This window comes from Pseudomonas quercus, assembly GCF_012033695.1.
GTDB lineage: Bacteria > Pseudomonadota > Gammaproteobacteria > Pseudomonadales > Pseudomonadaceae > Aquipseudomonas > Aquipseudomonas quercus.
In genome coordinates this window covers 114,143-134,400 of the sequence record NZ_JAAVJI010000001.1, presented here as the reverse complement: position 1 = coordinate 134,400, position 20,258 = coordinate 114,143, and the positions used below count along the sequence as shown (strand labels likewise).

The 20,258-nt window shown below is 63.0% G+C and carries 17 protein-coding genes and 1 riboswitch; of the genes, 7 read left to right on the top strand and 10 right to left on the bottom strand.

All coding sequences use genetic code 11. From position 1 onward, the window contains the following. Window positions 1–48 precede the first annotated feature (48 nt). On the bottom strand, window positions 49–1,419 hold the full coding sequence (locus HBH25_RS00505) for an MFS transporter (protein WP_168080442.1): 1,371 nt from the start codon (window positions 1,417–1,419) through the stop codon (window positions 49–51). Window positions 1,420–1,639: 220 nt separating this feature from the next. Here HBH25_RS00505 and HBH25_RS00500 point away from each other — a divergent pair, with 220 nt between their 5' ends. From HBH25_RS00500 to HBH25_RS00485, 4 genes are all read left to right on the top strand, one after another. Continuing rightward, window positions 1,640–2,020 carry a hypothetical protein gene (locus HBH25_RS00500; RefSeq protein ID WP_168080440.1) on the top strand — a complete coding sequence of 127 codons (381 nt, stop codon included), beginning with the start codon at window positions 1,640–1,642 and terminating at the stop codon, window positions 2,018–2,020. A gap of 146 nt (window positions 2,021–2,166) precedes the next feature. Further along, a complete protein-coding gene (locus tag HBH25_RS00495; protein WP_168080438.1) occupies window positions 2,167–3,288 on the top strand; it encodes a glycosyltransferase family 4 protein in 1,122 nt (373 codons plus the stop codon). A 22-nt stretch (window positions 3,289–3,310) separates the two neighbouring features. Beyond that, a complete protein-coding gene (locus HBH25_RS00490; protein WP_168080436.1) occupies window positions 3,311–5,419 on the top strand; it encodes an amylo-alpha-1,6-glucosidase in 2,109 nt (702 codons plus the stop codon). A gap of 12 nt (window positions 5,420–5,431) precedes the next feature. Next, entirely contained in the window at window positions 5,432–5,833 is a 402-nt protein-coding gene (locus HBH25_RS00485) for an ester cyclase (protein WP_168080434.1), read from the top strand. Window positions 5,834–5,845: 12 nt separating this feature from the next. Here HBH25_RS00485 and HBH25_RS00480 read toward each other — a convergent pair whose 3' ends face one another. The 8 genes from HBH25_RS00480 to mntP all read right to left on the bottom strand — a co-directional run bounded on the left by HBH25_RS00480 (window position 5,846) and on the right by mntP (window position 15,683). After that, window positions 5,846–6,757 carry a hydroxymethylglutaryl-CoA lyase gene (locus tag HBH25_RS00480; protein ID WP_168080432.1) on the bottom strand — a complete coding sequence of 304 codons (912 nt, stop codon included), beginning with the start codon at window positions 6,755–6,757 and terminating at the stop codon, window positions 5,846–5,848. Next, on the bottom strand, window positions 6,744–8,642 hold the full coding sequence (locus HBH25_RS00475) for an acetyl/propionyl/methylcrotonyl-CoA carboxylase subunit alpha (RefSeq protein WP_168080430.1): 1,899 nt from the start codon (window positions 8,640–8,642) through the stop codon (window positions 6,744–6,746). The genes HBH25_RS00480 and HBH25_RS00475 overlap by 14 nt, the downstream gene beginning before the upstream one ends. Beyond that, window positions 8,639–9,451, bottom strand: a complete 813-nt coding sequence (locus HBH25_RS00470; RefSeq protein WP_168080428.1) for an enoyl-CoA hydratase-related protein — start codon at window positions 9,449–9,451, stop codon at window positions 8,639–8,641. Before HBH25_RS00470 ends, HBH25_RS00475 begins: the two co-directional genes overlap by 4 nt. Before the next feature lie 28 nt (window positions 9,452–9,479). Beyond that, window positions 9,480–11,087, bottom strand: a complete 1,608-nt coding sequence (locus HBH25_RS00465) for a carboxyl transferase domain-containing protein (protein WP_168080426.1) — start codon at window positions 11,085–11,087, stop codon at window positions 9,480–9,482. Between the two features lie 22 nt (window positions 11,088–11,109). Further along, window positions 11,110–12,291, bottom strand: coding sequence for an isovaleryl-CoA dehydrogenase (locus tag HBH25_RS00460; RefSeq protein ID WP_168080424.1), 1,182 nt, complete (start codon window positions 12,289–12,291; stop codon window positions 11,110–11,112). Window positions 12,292–12,363: 72 nt separating this feature from the next. Continuing rightward, window positions 12,364–12,747, bottom strand: coding sequence for a MerR family transcriptional regulator (locus tag HBH25_RS00455; protein WP_168080422.1), 384 nt, complete (start codon window positions 12,745–12,747; stop codon window positions 12,364–12,366). 115 nt (window positions 12,748–12,862) lie between these two features. Next, window positions 12,863–14,926: a hybrid sensor histidine kinase/response regulator gene (locus HBH25_RS00450; RefSeq protein WP_229631767.1), complete on the bottom strand. Its 2,064-nt coding sequence runs from the start codon at window positions 14,924–14,926 to the stop codon at window positions 12,863–12,865. A 190-nt stretch (window positions 14,927–15,116) separates the two neighbouring features. Further along, window positions 15,117–15,683, bottom strand: a complete 567-nt coding sequence (gene mntP / locus HBH25_RS00445) for a manganese efflux pump MntP (RefSeq protein WP_168080418.1) — start codon at window positions 15,681–15,683, stop codon at window positions 15,117–15,119. Between the two features lie 3 nt (window positions 15,684–15,686). Beyond that, window positions 15,687–15,860, bottom strand: a riboswitch (yybP-ykoY riboswitch). Window positions 15,861–15,996: 136 nt separating this feature from the next. Here mntP and HBH25_RS00440 point away from each other — a divergent pair. Then, window positions 15,997–17,037 (top strand): SDR family oxidoreductase, encoded by a 1,041-nt coding sequence (locus HBH25_RS00440; RefSeq protein WP_168080416.1) that lies wholly within the window; start codon window positions 15,997–15,999, stop codon window positions 17,035–17,037. A 25-nt stretch (window positions 17,038–17,062) separates the two neighbouring features. On the opposite strand, the gene hpxO is transcribed toward HBH25_RS00440, so the two are convergent. Beyond that, window positions 17,063–18,217: an FAD-dependent urate hydroxylase HpxO gene (gene hpxO / locus HBH25_RS00435; RefSeq protein WP_168080414.1), complete on the bottom strand. Its 1,155-nt coding sequence runs from the start codon at window positions 18,215–18,217 to the stop codon at window positions 17,063–17,065. 299 nt (window positions 18,218–18,516) lie between these two features. Between hpxO and HBH25_RS00430 the strand changes: the two genes are divergently transcribed. Both HBH25_RS00430 and HBH25_RS00425 read left to right on the top strand, forming a co-directional pair. Continuing rightward, window positions 18,517–18,945 (top strand): DUF2231 domain-containing protein, encoded by a 429-nt coding sequence (locus tag HBH25_RS00430; protein ID WP_168080412.1) that lies wholly within the window; start codon window positions 18,517–18,519, stop codon window positions 18,943–18,945. Then, on the top strand, window positions 18,942–20,234 hold the full coding sequence (locus HBH25_RS00425; RefSeq protein WP_168080410.1) for a PQQ-dependent sugar dehydrogenase: 1,293 nt from the start codon (window positions 18,942–18,944) through the stop codon (window positions 20,232–20,234). Before HBH25_RS00430 ends, HBH25_RS00425 begins: the two co-directional genes overlap by 4 nt. The last annotated feature ends 24 nt before the right edge of the window (window positions 20,235–20,258 follow it).

Genomic DNA, 20,258 nt, shown 5'->3' with positions numbered 1-20,258 from the left:
TCAGGGATTCAAACCTGTGTAACTATTTCTTCATTTACGGCCCTGCCATTATGGCCTGGCAGGGCCTGGCCCTGCGGCGTACAACCGCGCCGCACTGGCGCAGGCCCCTGCGAGCGCAAAGCCACACCCCAGCCATAGGCACAGCTGCGCGCCCGCTGTGGTAAACAGGTGGAAACACAGCGCCACCAGCGCCGCACCCAGGGTTTGCCCCACAAGCCGCGAGGTTGCCACAACACCACTGGCACCGCTGCTACGGGACGCCGGCGCACTGGTCATCAGCGCCTTGAGGTTGGGCGACTGGAAAAACCCGAAGCCGGCGCCACACAGCGCCATGCGCCAGCCGATATCCAGCGCGCTGGCGCCGGGAGACAACAGCGCCAATGCCCCCATGCCCATCCCCAATACCAGTAGGCCCAGCCCCCCTAGCAGCCCGGGTGCGAACCGGTCAGACAGCCGGCCCGCCACCAGCGCCATCAGCGCGACCACCGCAGGCCAGGGGGTAATCAGGTACCCCGTGGCCACCTGGCTATGGCCGAGCTGCTCCTGCAGCAGAAACGGCAGTGCCACAAAGGCCAGCCCTTGGGTACAGAAGGCACACACGGCGGTCAGTGAAGACAAGGCGAACAGGGGAATACGGTACAGGTCCACGGCCAGCATGGGTGCGTGGTGGCCAGCCTGCCGGCGGCTCAGCCACACGCCGCACACCAGCGCCACGGCCAGCTCTGCCCCAATCACGGTGCTGTGGGTGCCTTGGGCAGCAGAACTGAGTGCCAGCACCAGGAACCCGAACAACCCCGAGCACAGCACGGCTGCCACACGGTCATATGGGTGGGTAGCGGGTGTGATCAACGGCAGGTTGCGGCTGGCCATCCACATGGCCATCAACCCAAGGGGCACATTGATCAGAAACAGCCAATGCCAGCTGGTGATCGAAAGAATCGCCGAAGCCAGGGTAGGGCCGAGTGTGAAGGCCAGGCCCACTACCAAGGAGTTGATCCCCATGCCACGGCCCAGCCGCGCAGCCGGGTAAATATGCTTGAGCAGCACGGCGTTCACGCTCATCAAGGCCGCGGCCCCCAGGCCTTGGACCACGCGTGCGATGGCCAGGCTTGGCAGGTTCCAGGCCAGCCCACAGAACAGGGACGCCAGCACAAACACCAGCAGCCCCCCCAGGTACACCCGCCGTGGCCCCAGCACTTCCCCTAATGCGGCAAAGGGCAACAAGGTAGCGATCATCGCCAATTGATAGGCGTTCACCACCCAGATCACGGATGCCGATGTGGCGCCGATACCGGCCGCTACGGTCGGCAAAGCCGTATTGATGATGGCGGTATCCAGGGTCGCCATGCCCACGGCCAGGCAGACGGCGATAACGGCAGGAATCAACTGTTGGCGTGCAAGACCGTCTACGGCGGGCATCGGGCGTGGCGTCCTTGTGAAAGTAGTCATCAGCAGCAAAGTCGCCAAAGGGTAGCAGGTTGCTATTGGCCCGCGAACCCAAGGTCGCGTGAGGGCGGCGCTGCCTTGCGCATGGGGTGATTCGTCCGACGATGCATACAAGTGTATTCAAGGGCGGTAGCATGCCGCCTTTTCGTACAAACCCTCGGCGCACTACACAAGCTTTGATGAATACTCACGCATGAACAGACAGGTAGTGACCCGGCGCGGGCTGATTGTGCTCGGGATACTGGCGCTCGCCGGGCAGGCGACGGCCGATGACAAGGAACGGGGCAGCCCCCACACGCGCCACCGCGGTTACAAGGTAGGCGGTGGCATGGTGGCTGTTATCATGCTGGCCGTTTTCGGGAGCATGGCGTTGTTCGGCGAGTTTCGACATCGCCGCGCGCCACCCAGTGCACTGCCCTCCCCCGAACCACTGCCCGAAGAGGCCGTGTGGGGGGAGGCCGTGTGGGAGGCCGAGTACCCTTCCACAGCGCTGCCTGATGCGTCTGTGCCCGGCAGCTCACGGCAGCGTCGCGCCCGGCGTGGCGCAACGGTAGAACCTGGTCCCGAGGGCTGAAGCCCGCCTTTGATCCGAAGTGCCTGAACGATAAGCGCCTGGGGCCAGTCCACTTTTTACGTCACCTGCAAACAGCGCTGCCTGCAGTGTTTCCCGGATTTCAGCGCCTTGCACCGACGCGCACCCCTTGCTCGTCGGAGACCGGTATGAAGATTGCCCAGATCGCACCTTTGTATGAATCAGTACCTCCGCAGTTGTATGGCGGTACCGAACGCGTGGTTGCCCACCTCACGGATGCCCTTGTAGAACAGGGCCATGAGGTCACACTGTTCTCAGCGGCGGGAGCACAGACACGTGCCACGGAGGTGGATTGCCGCGCCCAGGCTCTGCGCCTGGACAGCGCCCCGCTGAAATCAGACCACGCCAGCCACCTAAGCATGCTGCACCGAGTTCGAGAACAGGCCGATAACTTCGACATCTTGCATTTCCACATCGACCTGTTGCATTTCCCTTTCTTTGAAACACAAGCGTCCAAAACCCTGACCACCCTGCACGGGCGCTTGGACATTATCGACCTGCCGCTGGCTTATCATCTGTGGCAGGCTTATCCACTGGTGTCCATTTCTCACGACCAGCGCCGCCCACTGCCCACTGCCAACTGGTATGGCATGATCCACCATGGGCTAGCGGATACCCATTACCCCTTCAGCGCGCAGCCCGAAGGCTACTTGGCGTTCCTGGGGCGCATTTCCGAGGAAAAAGGGCCTGAGCGCGCTATTCGACTTGCCATCGCCACAGGTATCCCCCTCAAGATAGCCGCCAAGGTCGATAGTGCTGACCGTGCTTACTTCCATCAGGTGATACAGCCTCTGCTGGCGCATCCGCTGATCGACTTTCTAGGCGAAATCGGCGACCACGAAAAAGGTGCCTTCCTGGGCAATGCGCGTGCATTGCTGTTTCCCATCGACTGGCCAGAGCCCTTCGGGCTGGTCATGATCGAGGCTATGGCCTGCGGTACCCCCGTGATTGCCTGGAACCACGGGGCAGTGCCCGAAGTGGTCGAACACGGCCGCACCGGTTATATCGTGGAGTCCATAGGCCAAGCGATACAGGCGATCCAAGCGGTGGGTACCCTGGACCGCAAGGCTGTCCGAGCCGCATTTGAACAACGGTTTTCGTCTCAGACCATGGCCCGACAATACGCCGCCTTATATGCAAGGCTATGTACCGAGCGGCTGACAGGCCACTTGGTAGACGGCATGCCCCATGCCCTGATGCCCGCACCTTCCGAACACTCGCTGACCAGCCTTGGGCTTACCGCGCTTTGACGCGTGATACAGGTAGATCGCCATGAACAGTACAAGCAGCCAGAAAGACTATGTCTTAGTGGAAGGCGACATGTTTTTGGTCACCAATGCCTTCGGTGACATCACCGGAAGCGCCGATGGCCTGTTTTATCAGGACACCCGGGTACTCTCCGATTACCGCCTGAGCGTCGCCGGTCAGCAACCCTGCCTGTTGTCGGCGTCGGTGAGCCAGGACAACGTGTACTCCACGTCACATTTCACCAACCACCCCTTGCCGGTCATCGGGGAAACCTCAGCCCCTCAAGGGGTACTGCACATCGAGCGGCGGCGCTTTCTGTGGGACGGCAGCATGCACGAATGCATCGTGATCACCAATTACAGCGACGCGGCTGCCGACCTGGCCCTGGCCCTGCACTTCGCCGGCGACTTTCGTGACATGTTCGAGGTGCGGGGTGCGCCACGGGCACATCGCGGCACCCTGGAACCTGCGGTGGTGGGCAGTGACCGTGTCGCCATGCGGTATACAGGCCTGGACGCTTATGTGCGAAACAGCGTGATCCGGTTTTCCCATACGCCAGAAACGCTCAGCGATACGGTGGCCGAATTCAGGGTCGCGTTACCCCCCCATGCCAACAGCGAGCTCTATGTGCTCGTAGGGCCAGGTAGCCAGGCACCGGGCCGCGGGTACTTTCGCGCCTGTGCGGCACGTGCGCGGCTAGCCATGCGCAGGAAACAGCGCCAAGGTGCCCGGTTGGTAGCTTCAGGCCGGCTGTTCCAGCACTGGATCGACAAGTCCCGTGCAGACGTTGCATTGCTGACCGCCGAGTTCCCCACCGGCCCTTACCCGTATGCCGGTATTCCGTGGTACTCCACACCCTTTGGCCGGGACGCCATCATCACCGCGCGCCAATTACTGTGGCTGGACCCTGGGTTGGCGCGGGGTGTACTGCGTTACCTGGCTGCCCATCAGGCGCAGGAAACATCAGCGTTCCGTGATGCCGAACCGGGCAAGATCATGCACGAGACACGGCAGGGTGAAATGTCCCGGCTCAATGAGCTGCCCTTTGGCCGCTACTACGGAGGGGTCGACACCACGCCGTTGTTTATCGCCCTGGCCGGTGCCTACGTGCGCCGGGTAGACGACTGGGCTTTTATCGATTCGCTGTGGCCCCACCTGGAAGCCGCTGCCGGGTGGCTGGCCCAGAATGCTCAACGTAACCCTGAGGGCTTTATCAGCTATGCCCGAGGCGAGGCCACAGGGCTGGCCAACCAGGGCTGGAAGGACAGCCATGACTCCATCTTCCATCAGAACGGCGATAACCCCGAGGGCCCCATTGCCCTGGTGGAGGTGCAAGGGTACGCCTACGAGGCTTATCACAGCCTGGCCTATATGGCCGAAGGCCGTGGGGACCCGGCCCTTGCCTTGCATTGGGCACAGCAGGCGCAGCGCATGCAGCAGGCAGTGGAGCGTCATTTCTGGCTGGACGACCAGCAGTTCTATGCCGTTGCACTGGATGGCGAACAGCGCCCCTGTAAAGTACGGGGTTCCAATGTAGGGCACCTGCTGGCCAGCGGCCTACCCTCTCCAGAGCGTGGGCGCATTGTCGCCAAACAGCTGCTAGGCAGTGCGTTTCACAACGGCTGGGGCGTGCGCACCCTGGCGCGTGAAGCCGTACGCTACAACCCTATGTCGTACCATAATGGCTCGGTATGGCCCCATGATGTAGCGCTCTGTGCGTTGGGTATTGGCCGGTATGGCCAGCACGACGGTGTGGTCAGGCTGTTGGGGGGCGTATTCGAAGCGGCGAGCCATTTCGACATGCGCCTGCCTGAGCTGTTCTGTGGGTTTGAGCGGGCGCCCGGCGAAGCGCCTATCGCCTACCCGGTCGCCTGCCTGCCCCAAGCCTGGGCAGCCGGTTCGGTCTTCATGTTGCTCCAGGCTTGCCTGGGGATCGCCATCGATGCCCAGCGCAACAAGATCACCATCACCCGCCCCCAGCTGCCGTTTGGCATTGCCCGGTTGGATGTGCGCCATCTGGGCTTTGCGCAAGCCAGCGTAGACCTGACCTTCCAACGCATTGGCAAGCGTGTAGTCTGTTATGTAGAGCGGCAGGCCGATGGGCAGGCCATTCATGTGGATGTTCGATACTGACCAGGAATCCCAATGCCTTTGCACGAACTGCCAACCCTTTACGATGCGTACCTGAACTGCCTGAACACGCGCAACCTGGCGGGCCTGGCCGAACTGGTGGCGGAAAACGTGGAATACAATGGCACGCCCATGGGCCTGGCAGGCTACCGTGCCATGCTGGAACGGGATTTCGAAGCCATTCCCGACCTGGCGTTTCGCAGGGTGTTTCTGGTCACTGAACCGCCCAACATCGCCTGTCGGCTCCACTTCGACTGCACCCCTAAGGGGGAGCTCTTTGGCCTGCCAGTCAATGGCCAACGCGTGCAGTTCACCGAGAACGTGTTCTACGCCTATGAACGAGGCAAGATCCGGCGCGTGTGGTCGGTCATCGACAAAGCTGCCATTGCCGATCAACTAGGCCGCAGCACCGGCTAAGCGCCTTTGCCCCTACGGCCCCACCCCTGGTGCTGGCCGTGCCAGGCTTACCTTGGCGTCCGGGGTGCGGCCCAGTACGCGGTTGAAGGCCCAACTCAGGGCTATCAGTGTGTCCAAGGCCACACCCGTTTCAATCCCCAGGCCCTGCAACAGGTACACCAGGTCTTCAGTGGCCAGGTTGCCACTGGCCCCTTTGGCATAGGGGCAGCCTCCAAGGCCGCCTAGGGCGCTGTCGAACACGCTGACGCCCTCCAGCAGGCTGGCGTAGACATTGGCCAAGGCCTGGCCATAGGTATTGTGATAGTGCCCGGCCAGTTGCGCGCGGGGTACAGCGTGGCCCACCACGTCGATCAACCGGCGGGTCTGGGTGGCCGTGCCAACGCCAAGGGTGTCGCCCAGGGAGACTTCATAGCACCCCATTTCCGACAAGGCCAAGGCCACAGGGCGCACCTGTTCCGGCGTGACCTTACCGTCGTATGGGCAGCCCATCACGCAGGAGACATAACCTCGCACCCGGACCCCTTCGCTCAACGCCCGTGCCAGCACAGGCTCGAAACGGGCCAGGCTTTGGGCAATGGAACAGTTGATATTGTGCTGGGAAAACCCTTCGGACGCGGAGGCAAAGACGGCCACCTCGCGCACGCCACACGCCAGGGCGTTTTCCAGGCCGCGCAGGTTGGGGACCAGGGCCGCATAGGTCACGCCGGGCGCCTGGCGCATGGCCGCCCACACCGCAGCGGTGTCCGCCATCTGTGGTACCCAGGCCGGGGCCACAAAACTACCGGCTTCGATATACCCCAGCCCAGCGTTCGCCAGGCCATCGATCAGCTCCACCTTCGCCTGGGTCGACACGTGGCCAGCTTCGTTTTGCAGGCCGTCCCGTGGTCCCACTTCCACAATGCGTACGGCGTCAGGCAGGCGCATGGGCGGTGTCCTCTACGGCGACGAGCACAGTGCCTTCGCTCACCTTGTCCCCCTGGGCGCACAGCACGGTGCTGACCGTACCCGCCGCCGGAGCTCTTACCGTATGTTCCATTTTCATGGCCTCAAGCACGACCAGCGCGGCGCCGGCCTCCACCAGCTGGCCTACGTCAACCAGCACGCTGACCACGCGGCCATTCATCGGCGCTGCCAGGCTGCCCAATGCAGCCTGGTGCCGACCCGCCAGGGCCAGGGGGTCCACCGCCTGCACCTCGTACTGCCTGCCCTGCCACTGCAGGTACAGCACATCGCCCCGGCGTACGCCCGTGGCCTGTACGGGTGTATCCGGCAGGAGCACCACCCGTTGCTGTTGCTCGCCACACTGCAGGTGCAGCAGCACTTCAGCTGGCCCGGCACTGCGCCACCCGGCTCGCCTGGCCCAAAGCGAGCCGTTGGCAGGTGGCTCAAAGGTCGCCAGGTAGCACCGTGCAGCCTGTTGCCAGAACACCTTGGTCAGCGCCGGGGCGGGCGGGCACAGCTGCGCCTGGTGCCGAGCAATGAACCCCGTGTCCAACCGAGCCTGGGCAAAGTCGCCATGGCCGAGCACACGCTGCACAAACCCGCGGTTGGTCTTCACGCCCCCTACCGTGGTCTGTTCGAGCATGGCCAGCAGGCGCCGCCGGGCTTCTTCGCGGGTGTCACCCCAGGCAATCAACTTGGCCAGCATGGGGTCGTAGAACGGTGAGACCTCATCCCCTTCCTGTACACCACTGTCCACCCGGCGGCCCTCGCCGGGCGGCGGCTCCCGATACACGGCCAAACGGCCGCTGGCGGGAAGAAAATCCTGGTCTGCGTCTTCAGCATACAACCGTGCTTCGATGGCATGGCCGTGCAAGGGCACGTCAGCCTGGCCGATGGGCAGGGGCTCACCGCTGGCCACTCGCAGTTGCCAAGCCACGAGGTCAAGGCCGGTGATGGCTTCTGTGACCGGGTGTTCCACCTGAAGGCGGGTGTTCATTTCCATGAAATAGAACGTGCCTCGGGCATCGAGCAGAAACTCCACCGTTCCAGCGCCGGTATAGCCAATGGCCTTGGCCGCTCGCACAGCGGCCTCACCCATGGCCTTTCGCAGTGCGGTGGGCAAGCCGGGCGCAGGCGCCTCTTCGATCACTTTCTGGTGCCGCCGCTGGATGGAGCAGTCGCGCTCATGCAGGTACAGCCCATTACCCTGCTGATCGGCAAACACCTGGATTTCCACATGGCGTGGCGCTAGCACGTATTTTTCTACCAGCAACCGCGCATCGCCAAACGCCGACAGGGCCTCGCGCCGTGCGGACGCCAGCCCCTCGGCCAGCGCAGCGTCGTCCTCCACCACCTTCATGCCTTTGCCCCCGCCCCCAGCGCTGGGCTTGAGCAGCACGGGGTAGCCTATCTCCCGCGCCGCCGTGCGGAAGCATTCATCGGCCTGGTCTTCACCGTGGTAGCCCGGCACCAGCGGTACCCCAGCCGTAGCCATCAGCGCCTTGGCCGCTGCCTTGCTGCCCATGGCCTCGATGGCACTGGCAGGCGGCCCAATGAACGTCACCCCTCGGGCTTCCAGAGCCCGTGCAAAGGCGGGGTTCTCGGACAGAAAGCCGTACCCAGGGTGCACGGCCTGGGCACCGCTGGCCTCTACGGCAGCCAGAACCTTATCCATGGCCAGGTAGCTCTCTCCCGGTGTTTCGCCGCCCAAGGCAATCGCCTGATCGGCTTCGAGCACATGGCGCGCATTGCGGTCTACGTCGCTGTACACCGCTACACAACGAAAGCCCATGGCCTTGGCCGTGCGCAGGATGCGACAGGCGATTTCGCCACGGTTGGCGATCAATAGGGTGTCAAACGTACTCATGGCTGCACCTCCTGCCAGGCGGGCTGCCAGGCGGGCGCACGTTTTTCCAGAAAGGCGCCAATACCCTCCTGGCCTTCGGAGCTGGTACGCAGCTGAGCAATCACCTCTTCGGTGCGACGGCGCAGCGGCTCGCTAAGGCCGCCCTCGCCCACTTCCAGCAGTAACGCCTTGCTGGCCCGCATAGCTTGCGGCCCGTTGCGCAGCAGGTTGCCTACCCAGCGTGCCGCGTAGTCATCCAATGCTGCAGGCGCGCAGACTTCAGCCAACAAACCTAGAGCCAACCCCTCGGTTGCCGTGAACAGGTCGCCCGTGAGGGTGTAGCGTCGCGTGGCTCGGCTGCCCAATGCCTGAACCACATAGGGGCTGATGACCGCAGGGGCCAGGCCCAGGCGCACTTCGGACAGGCTGAAGCGTGCATCCTCTGCGGCGATGGCCATGTCGCAGCAGCTGACCAGCCCAAGCGCACCGGCAAACGCCGCACCCTGTACCACCGCGAGGGTAGGACAAGGCAAGGTGTACAGCCGGTGCATCAGGTCACTGAGCCGCCGGGCCTCGGCCAGGTTGGCCTCCAGGCCCAACTGGGCACTGGCGTGCATCCACTGCAGGTCGGCGCCTGCACTGAAGTGTCGGCCACGGCCGCGCAGCACCAGCAGGCGCACCTGGCTATCGGTTTCCACCTGGGCCAGCGCGTCATGCAGTTCGTCGATCATCTGGGCGTTGAAGGCGTTATTGACCGCCGGCCGGTTGAGCCACAGGGTGGCCGCGCCGCCGTCATCAATGAGCAGTTCAAGGGTAGAAAAGCGTTTCATGGCAAAGCCTCTTGGCAAGCGGCGCGGGTTACATGCGGAACACACCAAAACGGGTGTCGGCGATAGGGGCATTGGCCGCAACGGCCAGCGCCAGGCTCAGCACGTCCCGGGTTTGCGCAGGGTCGATGATGCCGTCGTCCCATAACCGGGCGGTGGAGTAAAGGGCCGTCGCCTGGTGCTCGTACTGGTCCACCAGCGGCCGCCTCACGGCCTCGATATCCTGTTCAGTAAAGGCCTGGCCGCTGCGCGTAGCCTGCTCCTGCTTGACCTGTGCAAGCACGTCGGCCGCCTGGGCAGCGCCCATCACGCCGATTTTCGCGTTGGGCCACATCCAGAGGAAATTCGGATCGTAGGCACGCCCGCACATGCCGTAGTTACCCGCGCCAAAACTGCCGCCTATGATCACCGTGAACTTGGGCACCTGGGCACAGGCCACGGCGGTGACCAGCTTGGCACCGTGCTTGGCAATGCCACCGGCTTCGTATTTCTGCCCTACCATGAAGCCGGTGATGTTCTGCAGGAACAGCAGCGGGATCTTGCGTTGGCACGCCAGCTCGATGAAGTGCGCGCCTTTTTGCGCGGCCTCCGCAAAGAGAATGCCCTCGTTGGCCAGTACCGCTACCGGGTAGCCACCGATGCGGGCAAACCCGCACACCAGCGTTGTGCCGAACAACGCCTTGAATTCATCCAGGCGTGAATCGTCCACCACCCGAGCGATCACTTCACGCACCGCCAGGGGTTGGCGCGGGTCTGCCGGGATGACGCCATACAGTTCGTCTGCGGGGTAACGTGGGGCTATAGGCGCAGCGGGTTGCAGGCTGGCAGCCGGTTGCAGGTTCAGGTTCGCGACACAGCGGCGGGCAATGGCCAAGGCATGGGTGTCGTTCTCGGCATAGTGGTCCGCCACGCCAGAGGTGCGGCAATGCACATCGGCGCCCCCCAGATCTTCAGCGGTCACCACCTCCCCGGTCGCGGCCTTCACCAAGGGTGGGCCAGCGAGAAAGATCGTGGCCTGCTCGCGCACCATGATGGTTTCGTCGCTCATGGCCGGCACATAGGCGCCGCCCGCCGTGCAGGAGCCCATCACCACGGCGATCTGTGCAATGCCCTCGGCGCTGAGGGTGGCCTGGTTGAAGAAAATGCGGCCAAAGTGTTCACGGTCCGGGAACACCTCATCCTGGCGTGACAGGTTGGCCCCGCCCGAATCCACCAGGTAGAGGCAGGGCAAACGGTTCTGCCGCGCGATAGCTTGGGCGCGCAGGTGCTTTTTCACCGTCAGGGGGTAATAGCTGCCGCCTTTGACCGTGGCATCGTTGGCAATCACCATGCATTCGATGCCTTCCACACGGCCAATGCCGGTAACCAGCCCGGCGGCTGGCACCAAGTCGTCATACACCTCATGGGCCGCCAGCGGTGCGATTTCCAAGAAGGGGGAACCAGGGTCCAGCAACAGGTTGATGCGCTCGCGGGGCAACAATTTGCCCTTGCCCGTATGGCGGGCCTGGGCCGCTGCACCACCGCCCTGCCGCACCTGCGCCAGCAATTGGTACACCTGGCTTACCTGGGCCAGCAAGGCGTCACGGTTGGCCAGGTAGGCCGGGGACCGAACATCAAGGCCCGTGTTCAAGATCGTCATCTGCCACTCCTTTGCCAGGGGCTTAACGGGTTTCGTTGAACAGCTCACGCCCGATCAGCATGCGCCGGATTTCGCTGGTGCCCGCGCCGATCTCGTAGAGCTTGGCGTCACGCCAGATCCGCCCTACAGAGAACTCATTGATGTAGCCATTACCCCCCAGGATCTGGATGGCCTCTCCGGCCAGCCAGGTGGCCTTTTCCGCTGCATAGAGAATCACGCCGGCGCAGTCCTTGCGTACCTGGCGCGCGTGGCCTTCGCCCAGTGCGTCCAGTTGCCGGCCTACCGCATAGAGGTAGGCCCGGCAGGCTTGCTGGGTGGTGTACATGTCCGCCACCTTGCCCTGGATCAGCTGGAACTCGCCGATGCTTTGCCCGAATTGCTTGCGGTCATGCAGGTAAGGCACCACGGCGTCCATGGCGGCCTGCATCAGGCCCAAGGGCCCGCCTGACAGCACAGCACGCTCGTAATCCAGGCCGCTCATGAGCACCTTCGTGCCCTGGTTGACCTCACCCAACACATTTTCCAGGGGCACGTGCACGTTATCGAACACCAGTTCGCCGGTGTGCGAGCCGCGCATGCCTAGCTTGTCCAGCTTCTGCGCTACGGAGAAACCAGGGGTGTCGGTCTCGAGAATGAACGCCGTGATGCCTTTGGCCCCGGCCCCTGGGTCTGTCTTGGCATAGACCACCAACACGTTGCAGTCCGGGCCGTTGGTGATCCACATCTTGGTGCCGTTGAGGCGATAGCCGTCCCCTACCCGCTCGGCCTTCAGGCGCATGGATACCACGTCCGACCCTGCGTTGGGCTCGCTCATGGCGAGGGCGCCTATGTGCTCACCCGAAATCAACGGTGGCAAAAAGCGCTGCTTCTGTTCGTGGGTGCCGTTGCGGTTGATCTGGTTCACGCACAAGTTGGAATGCGCGCCATAAGACAGGCCAATGCCCCCTGCGCCACGGGAGACTTCTTCCATGGCCACCATGTGGGCCAGGTAGCCCATGCCGGCACCGCCATAAGCTTCTGGCACGGTGAGCCCCAACAGGCCCATGTCGCCGAACCTGCGCCATAGCGGCATGGGGAACTGGTCGGTGCGGTCGGCCTCCTGGGCCAGGGGTGCAACCTCCTTGGCCACAAACCCCGCGACCGAATCGCGGAGCATGTCGATGTCTTCACCAAGAAAAAAATTCAAGCCGAGGGTCGGGGTCATCACTGTGCACTCTTGTCATTGTTGTATGAGCGTCTGTTGTATGAGCAGCTCTTGCTTGAGCGTGGCGAAGCGTCAGGAAGCGTCGGCCACCTGTTCAAGGGCAGCGCGGCAGCGGTCTTCGGCAGTGTCCAGTTCCAGGTTCATCTGCTCGATATCAAGCATCTGCTGCCGAAGCTGGTGACGGCGCTCTTCGATTTTCTCCAGGAACCGGGCCAACTGCTTGCGGTTGCCTGCCGGGTCGTAGAGGTCGATCAACTCCTTGCATTCGGCCAGGGAGAAACCAAGGCGCTTGCCACGCAGGATCAGCTTGAGCGTGACCAGGTCCCGCGGATAAAAGATGCGCTCCTGGCCGCGACGTTCTGGCGCCAGCATGCCCTGCTCTTCGTAGAAACGGATGGTACGCGGGGTGACGTCCAGGGCGCGCGCCAAGTCGGAAATGGTGTAGGTCTGGTTCACAGCAGTGAATGCCTCAAGGTTTACGTTAACGTAAACGTCGTGACCGAAACTGTCAAATGCCGCCGCGGCCATTGAAGGGTTGAGGCGCAGTCGAGGCGGCGCAGGCGTTGTGCCGTCAGGTCGTAGCCGGGGCCCGTGCCGCTGCCTGCAATACCTCCAGTAATCGCTCTACCGAATAGGGTTTGTCCAGCAACTCGAAACCGTGGGTGCCCTCCTGGGCAATCACTTGGCTATAGCCGCTGGTCAGCACCACGGGCAGCCCAGGGTACAGGCGGCGTATCTCCCGGCCCAGCGTGATACCGTCCATGCCCGGCATCATCACATCGGAGAACACCACGTCAAAAGCCTGAGGGTGCTCACGCAACTCAGTCAGTGCCTGCTCTGCGTGGCCGGCCCATGTGGTTTTGTGGCCCAGCTCCAGCAATGCCTGGGTTGCAAAGGTGCCCACGTCCACGTTGTCTTCGACCACCAGCACCCGCAAGGGGCGACCGGGGCTGGCGGGGTGATCATTCACTGGGCCTTGGGCAATGGCGGGGCATGCCAAGGCCTGAGGGAGGTAGAGCACGAATTCGGCGCCTGCGCCCGGCGTGTTAAACACCCGTACATCGCCCCCAGACTGCTTGGCAAAACCGAACACTTGGCTCAAGCCCAGGCCAGTCCCCTGCCCAACGCTTTTGGTGGTGAAGAACGGCTCGAAAATACGGTCCACATGGTCGGGGGCGATACCGCTGCCAGTGTCTTTCATGGAAATGGCCACGAAAGCGCCTTCCACGGCCGGCTGGCTACCCGTCTCTGGTATAGCCGCCACCACCTGCACAGACAGGCTCAACTGACCCTTGCCGTTCATGGCGTCACGGGCATTCACGGCCAGGTTGATGAGCGCTGCATCGAACTGAGCCGTGTCGGCATGGGCGAAACAGGCCGGCACACTGAGGGCCAGCGTGGTCCAGATACCCGACCCCGTAAGGGTTTCGATCATTTCAACAATGTTGCGCACGCTTTGCGAGACGTCGAACGTTTCGGGCTTCAGGCTTTGCCGTCGAGAAAAGGCTAACAGCTGGGAGGTGATGCGGGTGGCGCGGTTCACCGTGTCGGAGATAGCAGACATGTAGCGGCTTCGCCGCTCCTCAGGGAGGTTCGGGCGCTTGAGCAGGTCCACCGAGGAGCGCACTACGGTCAGCAGGTTGTTGAAGTCATGGGCAACGCCGCCCGTAAGCTGGCCCAATGCCTCTAGTTTCTGGGCCTGGCGAAGCTGGTCTTCCGCCTTGGCGCGCTCTTCCACCGCCTCGCAAATACGCTGCTCCAGCGTACTGTTCAGTTCGGCCATGCCAATTTCGAGCAGTTTTTGATCCGTGATGTCCTGCACCAGCCCGAACATTTTCACCACTTGGCCCATGGCATTCACCTGAGAGGTGCTGCGGGCTCGTATCCAGCGCACAGCCTGGTCGTTCGCGCGCTGAATGCGGCATTCGAAGTTCCAGCCCGTGCCCTCTTCAGCCGCCTGCCGGTAAGCCGCTTCGACAGCATCGCGGTCTTCGGGCAGCACATGGGCCAGGAAGGTTGGGAACCCCCATTCCGCCACAGGCTCGGGGTGGCCGAAAATCTGATCGTGCTGCAGGGCACGTACCGAGGTATTGGTAAGCACGTCCAGCTCCCACTCACCTATCTGGCCGGCCTCTACGGCCAGGCGCAGTCGGGTTTCACTGTCACGCAGCGTGGCCAGCCACTCGTGTTGAGCTGCACCGGCGAGCGTGGTAGCGGTAGTGTCGGTAGCCAAGTGAAACAGGCCGCCAACGCCCCCGCTTTCATCCCGGATGGGTGACGTGGAGACGGTAAAGCAGGCGTGTTCCATTTGCGCTACGCGGCCAACATCTGCGTGTTGCTGTTCCCGGCGTACAGCCTGCCCTGCCTTGGCCCTGGCAAAGAGCTCACGTGTGGCCTCCCAGGTACTGGCCCAGGTGACCTGATACCCCTGGCCAAGTGCCTGCGGGTGTAGCTCGCCACACAGTGCACCATAGCGGTCGTTGTAAAGCTGGGTATTTTCATCCCCCCAGGTGATGTTGATGGGGGCATCGGCGGCCAGGCACAGGCTGACGGCAGTGCGCAGGCTTTGTGGCCAGTGATCGATCGGGCCCAACGGGGTAGCCGCCCAGTCCTTGGCTTCGATCAGGGCAGCCATATCGCCGCCGCCAGATAAGAACGTATGAGACATCACCAGGTCGGCCTAATCAGGTATGCAGGAGGAACGAAACGGCCTATGAACGTGGGCCCAAGTAGCCGCGCAGCGCCCGAAGCCACGCCACCCGCCTTGGCTTTTTACGGGATATTGGAGGCTTTCGCCACTGCCGTTGCGCTTGAGCCGCCTGACGTTATGCCGCAGACAAGTGTTCGTACAGAATAGTGGCGCCAATCAAGATCAGCACCACCCCACCCGCCATTTCTGCACGGCGCCCGGCCAGAGTGCCCAGCACCCGGCCCAACAGGGTGCCAGCAGTGACCATCACAGTGGTTGCCACGCCGATGGCCGCCGCGGCTACCAGAATATTCACATTGATGAACGCCAGCCCTACACCCACCGCCAGTGCATCGATACTGGTGGCTACCGCCGTGGTTGCCAGCATGAAGAAGGAATGGTGCGAGGCTTTTTCTTCTTCCTCGTGGTCCGCCTGCAGCCCGTTGTAGATCATGTGGGCGCCCAGCAGCAGCAGCAGCGTGAAAGCGATCCAGTGGTCCCAGCTTTCCACAAAACTGGAAGCGGCACGCCCAAGCAGCCAGCCGATGAGCGGCGTGATCGCTTCGATGGCGCCGAAGATCACGCCCGTACGCAACGCCTGGGAGAACCGCGGCTTATGCAGCGCCGAGCCTTTGGCGACAGCGGCCGCAAAGGCATCGGTGGACATGGCCATGGCTAGAAAAAACAGGGAAATGGGATTCAACGCAACCGCTCCGGCCGGGCAACGAAGACAACGACTCACCGCAGGCCCGACTGGCCACGACAGGTCGTTGGTCTCGCCAACCAAAACGGTGTTCGTACCACGGCGACTGCCGAGAATGTTGATACGAACGCACCAGGCGCTCACGCCAGGTGCAGGCTACTCCCCAAAGCGAAGCGAAGGGTAAAGCGTGGTTTGTCAAAAAAACGTGATGCTTGAAAGGGATCGAATTTACCCAGCCCTCGTCTGTCCACGCTGTTACAGACGCACGGCCCTTCACGGCAGTGCGCGTTTACCGCGCAGACGGAGTATCCCCATGACCAACCACATACTCATTGCCGGCGCCAGTGGCGTGATCGGCCACGCTGTACTGGAGGCCTTCGTGGCGGCTGGCTGGCAAGCCAGCACGGTGAGCCGCTCTACAACGCCACCCAGTGCCCAACCCCACCTGCCAGCAGACCTGGCAGACCCGGCCAGCCTGGCCCGTCACACCCAAGCCCTGGCCAGCGTAACGCACCTGTTCTACAGCGCGCTCAAGCCCGATCCGGACCCGGCCACCGAAGCCAATGAAAACGCCGCCATGTTCGAACACCTGGTCAACGCCCTGCGTACGGCCGGGGCGAAGCTGGAGCGCATCACCTTCGTGCAGGGCGGCAAGGTGTATGGCGCTCATCTGGGGGTGTACAAGACGCCCGCCCGTGAGGACGACAGCCGCCACTTCCCCCCCAACCTCTACTTCCGCCATGAAGATTTCGCCCGCTCCCTGGAAGCCGAAGGCATCCCTTGGACCGCCCTGCGCCCGGACATCGTGGTGGGGCACTCGCTGGGTTCGGCCATGAACCTGGGCAACCTGATCGGGTTGTACGGGGCGCTCTGCCGGGAGACCGGCACCGCCATGCAGTTTCCCGGCCCGGAGCGGGCCTATCGCAACGCGCTGGTGAATGTGACCTCGGCCGAGCTGATCGGTGAGGCGGCCCTGTGGGCCGTGGAAAACAAGGCAGACGGTGCCTATAACATCACCAACGGCGATGTGTTCCGCTGGAGCCATGTATGGCCAAAGCTGGCCGCCTGGTTCGGTGCAGAGGTCGGCGAACCGCAGCCCATTTCCCTGGCCCAGCGGATCGAGGCCATGCGCCCGGTCTGGCAACAGTTGGCGGCCCGTGAAGGCCTGGCCGAACCGGACATCGACCGAATCGCCCTGGGCGCTTTCGGCGACTTTATCTTCCATGTGGAAACCGACGCTATCTTCGACGTCACCAAGGCCCGCCAGGCCGGTTTTTCGAACATGGTGCTGCGCTCCGACGACGCGCTTATCGCCCACTTGGAAGGCATGCGCGCGCGCAAACTGATCCCCTGACTGCCAAGCGCCCCTCCGGGAGTGCCTACAGTGGCCCTCCCTGGGCGGTCTTGATCAGCCCACCCAAAATATCGCGTTCGCTGCCGGGCAGTTCCTCATACCAGGCCTGGGTCGCGACCGGGTCTTCCCCGTGAATGATTGCCGCACGTTCCCGCGCCTTGAGCACCAGCCCGGCCACGCGGTCGGCGCGCTGGTGTTCATAGGCGTTCAAGCCGGCGTTGAGTGTATCGGCGCGTTCAAGGCAGCGTGCCAGTACCCAGGCGTCTTCCATGGCCTGGCAACCGCCCTGGCCGATGTTGGGTGTCATGGCGTGGGCGGCGTCGCCCAACAACGTCACTCGGCCCGTCACTAGGCGGGGTACGCGCCGGGTGTCGTGGATTTCTACCCGTGCCACGGCAGCGGGGTCCAGCTGTTCGATCAACTGCTGCACCGGTGCGGCCCACCCCTCGAAATGCTTTTGCAGCTCGGCGCGGTACTGCTCACGCACATTGGGCGTACCTGCAGGCAGAGGGACGTCGAAGAAGAAATAGAATTCGTCAGTGCCCATGGGCATGAGCGAGACCCGCTTGTGCTCACCCACGAACTGCGCCCATTCGTAGGGATCACCCAGCGCCGCATCCATGCGTATACGGCCGTTCCAGTTCACATACCCACAGTACTGCCGGTCGATGGGCTCCCCCGCCACGGCACTGCGTAAGGTGGAATGCGTGCCATTGGCAGCCACCAACAGGTCGGCCGTAACGGCCTCGCCGTTGGACAACTGCACGCAAACACCCTCGGGGGTTTCGGTATAGCTTTCGCACCCTACGCCCAGGGTAACCGCCTCCTCACCCACGGCCTCCAGCAGCAGCTGCTGCAAGGCGGCCCTGGCAATGGGGCAGGCGCGCTGCTGCACCTGCTGGTACAGCGGCGCCAGGCTGAACCGGGTCAGCAGGCCGCCGGTATGGCTGAAATAGCTCATGGCCCGCATGTCTCCAGCCACCGCCTCGGCTGCCGCACCCACGCCCAAGGCGTGTAGCACCTTCATGCCATTGGGCCAGATGGAAATGGCTGCGCCTACCGGCGCCAGGGTGGTTGCGCGTTCATACAGGTGCACCTGATGCCCGGCCTGGCGCAGGGCAATAGCTGCACACAACCCGCCCATGCCGGCGCCGGCGATTACTACAGTGAGGTTTTGCATGGTCGTCCTGAACGTTGCTTGGAACCTGGCAAGTGTAAAGCAAGAAGCTGACCAGGTAGTCAAGTGCCCTGGTTCCGCTGGGCACCTCGCCCCACCTAGGCTCCTGAGGGACCAGGCCAGTGCGGTCACCCTGTGCATGCACCAGCCTGGCGCAAGCCCATGGCCGGGATGCACCCCTATGGCAGGGGCTGCGACATAAAATAAAGGTGAACTAACGTTCAGTTATGGCAATCCTTCCTTGTGCGAATTGAACAAGAACCTCACAGGCCAGCCGGTGTGCTGACCGTCAAGGAGCTGCCATGACCACGTCCCCTCGCCTTGCCTACCGGCACACGCCGGGCCCGCTTCACGGGACCCTGCTCGCCGGCACTGTGCCGCTGTTTCTGGGCGGGCTGTTGAGCGATATCGCCTATTACAACAGCTACCAGATTCAATGGAGCAACTTCGCCGCCTGGCTGATTGCCGGGGGCTTGCTGTTCTGCGGCCTGGCCGTGCTGTTCGCTCTGGGCAACCTGGTACGTGCTCGGCACAAGGCCGGGCGCCCGGTTGCATACCTGCTGTTGCTGGTGGTCACATGGGTATTGGGGCTGGTGAACGCCTTCGAGCATGCCAAGGATGCCTGGGCTGTCATGCCCTCGGGCCTGGTCCTTTCAGTCGTTGTCACAGTACTGGCGTGCATCGCCACCTGGGTCGGCATGAGCAACCTGCGGTCGGAGGGTGAAGCATGAAACAGATACACGCATTGACGGCGTTGAGCGTGGCGCTTTTGTTGAGTGCCTGCGGGGGCGAAGCGGACAGCGTCCAGGCCCACGGGGCAGACCCAAAGATGCCTGAAGCTCAACGGGGCTTACTGCCCAGCATGAAAATCGCCGAACCCGTGGCCTGGGGCGACCAGAAGCCGACGGTTCCAGACGGTTTCAAGGTGTCGGCCATCGCCACCGACCTCAAGGTACCGCGCCAGACCCTGGTGCTGCCCAATGGCGACATTCTAGTGGCAGAAGGCAAAGGCGGCAGCGCTGCCCAGCTCAAGCCCAAGGACGTGATCGCTAGCTATATCAAGGCCCAGGGCAACACCAAGGTGAAAGGTGGCAACCGCCTGACCCTGTTGCGGGACGCCGATGGCGATGGCGTGTACGAAATGAACACCGTGTTCGCTGAAAACCTGAATGCGCCCTATGGCCTGGCGTTCGCCAATGGCAAGGTGTACGTGGCCAATCAGGACGCCTTGGTGAGCTTTGATTACACCGATGGCCAGACCAAGGCAGCCAGCGCGCCCACCAAGGTGACGGACCTGCCCTCCCAGATCAACCACCACTGGACCAAATCACTGGCAGCCAGCCCGGACGGCCGCTTCCTGTATGTGGGCATAGGCTCCAACAGCAACGTGACCGAGCGCGGCATGGAAGTGGAAATCGACCGCGCGCAAATCTGGCAGATCGATGCGACCACCGGGGCACACAGGCCCTACGCGACAGGCACACGCAACCCTACCGCCCTGAAGATTCAGCCAGGTACCGAACAATTGTGGGCCGTGGCAAACGAGCGGGATGAGCTGGGCCCGGACCTTGTGCCGGACTACCTGACCTCCATTCGCGAAGGTGCCTTCTACGGCTGGCCGTACAGCTATTGGGGCCAGAACGTAGACACCCGTGCCCAGCCCCAGAACCCTGAAAAAGTGGCTTCGGCCGTGAAGCCGGACTACAGCCTGGGCTCCCACGTGGCGGCACTGGGGCTGGATTTCTCGTTGCCAGCCATGGGTGATAAATATGCCAGCGGTGTGTTTGTAGGCGAACACGGCAGCTGGAACCGGGACAACCCTGTAGGCTACAAGGTGGTCTTCGTGCCGTTTACCAATGGCAAGCCGTCGGGCGACGCTGTCGATTTCGCCACAGGCTTCCGCGGCCAGGATGGCAAGACCCGTGGCCGCCCGGTTGGCGTGACCGTAGACCCTCGTGGTGCCCTGATCGTGGCCGATGACTTGGCCGGTATCATCTGGCGGGTTACCCGCACGCAGTAACGCCCTTGCCTGAACGGGCGCCTA

What these genes read in the sequence shown, in the direction of transcription:
- HBH25_RS00505 (WP_168080442.1), bottom strand. Translation starts at nt 1,419, where the DNA reads ATGCCCGCCGTAGACGGTCTTGCACGCCAACAGTTGATTCCTGCCGTT.
- HBH25_RS00500 (WP_168080440.1), top strand. Translation starts at nt 1,640, where the DNA reads ATGAACAGACAGGTAGTGACCCGGCGCGGGCTGATTGTGCTCGGGATA.
- HBH25_RS00495 (WP_168080438.1), top strand. Translation starts at nt 2,167, where the DNA reads ATGAAGATTGCCCAGATCGCACCTTTGTATGAATCAGTACCTCCGCAG.
- HBH25_RS00490 (WP_168080436.1), top strand. Translation starts at nt 3,311, where the DNA reads ATGAACAGTACAAGCAGCCAGAAAGACTATGTCTTAGTGGAAGGCGAC.
- HBH25_RS00485 (WP_168080434.1), top strand. Translation starts at nt 5,432, where the DNA reads ATGCCTTTGCACGAACTGCCAACCCTTTACGATGCGTACCTGAACTGC.
- HBH25_RS00480 (WP_168080432.1), bottom strand. Translation starts at nt 6,757, where the DNA reads ATGCGCCTGCCTGACGCCGTACGCATTGTGGAAGTGGGACCACGGGAC.
- HBH25_RS00475 (WP_168080430.1), bottom strand. Translation starts at nt 8,642, where the DNA reads ATGAGTACGTTTGACACCCTATTGATCGCCAACCGTGGCGAAATCGCC.
- HBH25_RS00470 (WP_168080428.1), bottom strand. Translation starts at nt 9,451, where the DNA reads ATGAAACGCTTTTCTACCCTTGAACTGCTCATTGATGACGGCGGCGCG.
- HBH25_RS00465 (WP_168080426.1), bottom strand. Translation starts at nt 11,087, where the DNA reads ATGACGATCTTGAACACGGGCCTTGATGTTCGGTCCCCGGCCTACCTG.
- HBH25_RS00460 (WP_168080424.1), bottom strand. Translation starts at nt 12,291, where the DNA reads ATGACCCCGACCCTCGGCTTGAATTTTTTTCTTGGTGAAGACATCGAC.
- HBH25_RS00450 (WP_229631767.1), bottom strand. Translation starts at nt 14,926, where the DNA reads ATGGCTGCCCTGATCGAAGCCAAGGACTGGGCGGCTACCCCGTTGGGC.
- HBH25_RS00440 (WP_168080416.1), top strand. Translation starts at nt 15,997, where the DNA reads ATGACCAACCACATACTCATTGCCGGCGCCAGTGGCGTGATCGGCCAC.
- hpxO (WP_168080414.1), bottom strand. Translation starts at nt 18,217, where the DNA reads ATGCAAAACCTCACTGTAGTAATCGCCGGCGCCGGCATGGGCGGGTTG.
- HBH25_RS00430 (WP_168080412.1), top strand. Translation starts at nt 18,517, where the DNA reads ATGACCACGTCCCCTCGCCTTGCCTACCGGCACACGCCGGGCCCGCTT.
- HBH25_RS00425 (WP_168080410.1), top strand. Translation starts at nt 18,942, where the DNA reads ATGAAACAGATACACGCATTGACGGCGTTGAGCGTGGCGCTTTTGTTG.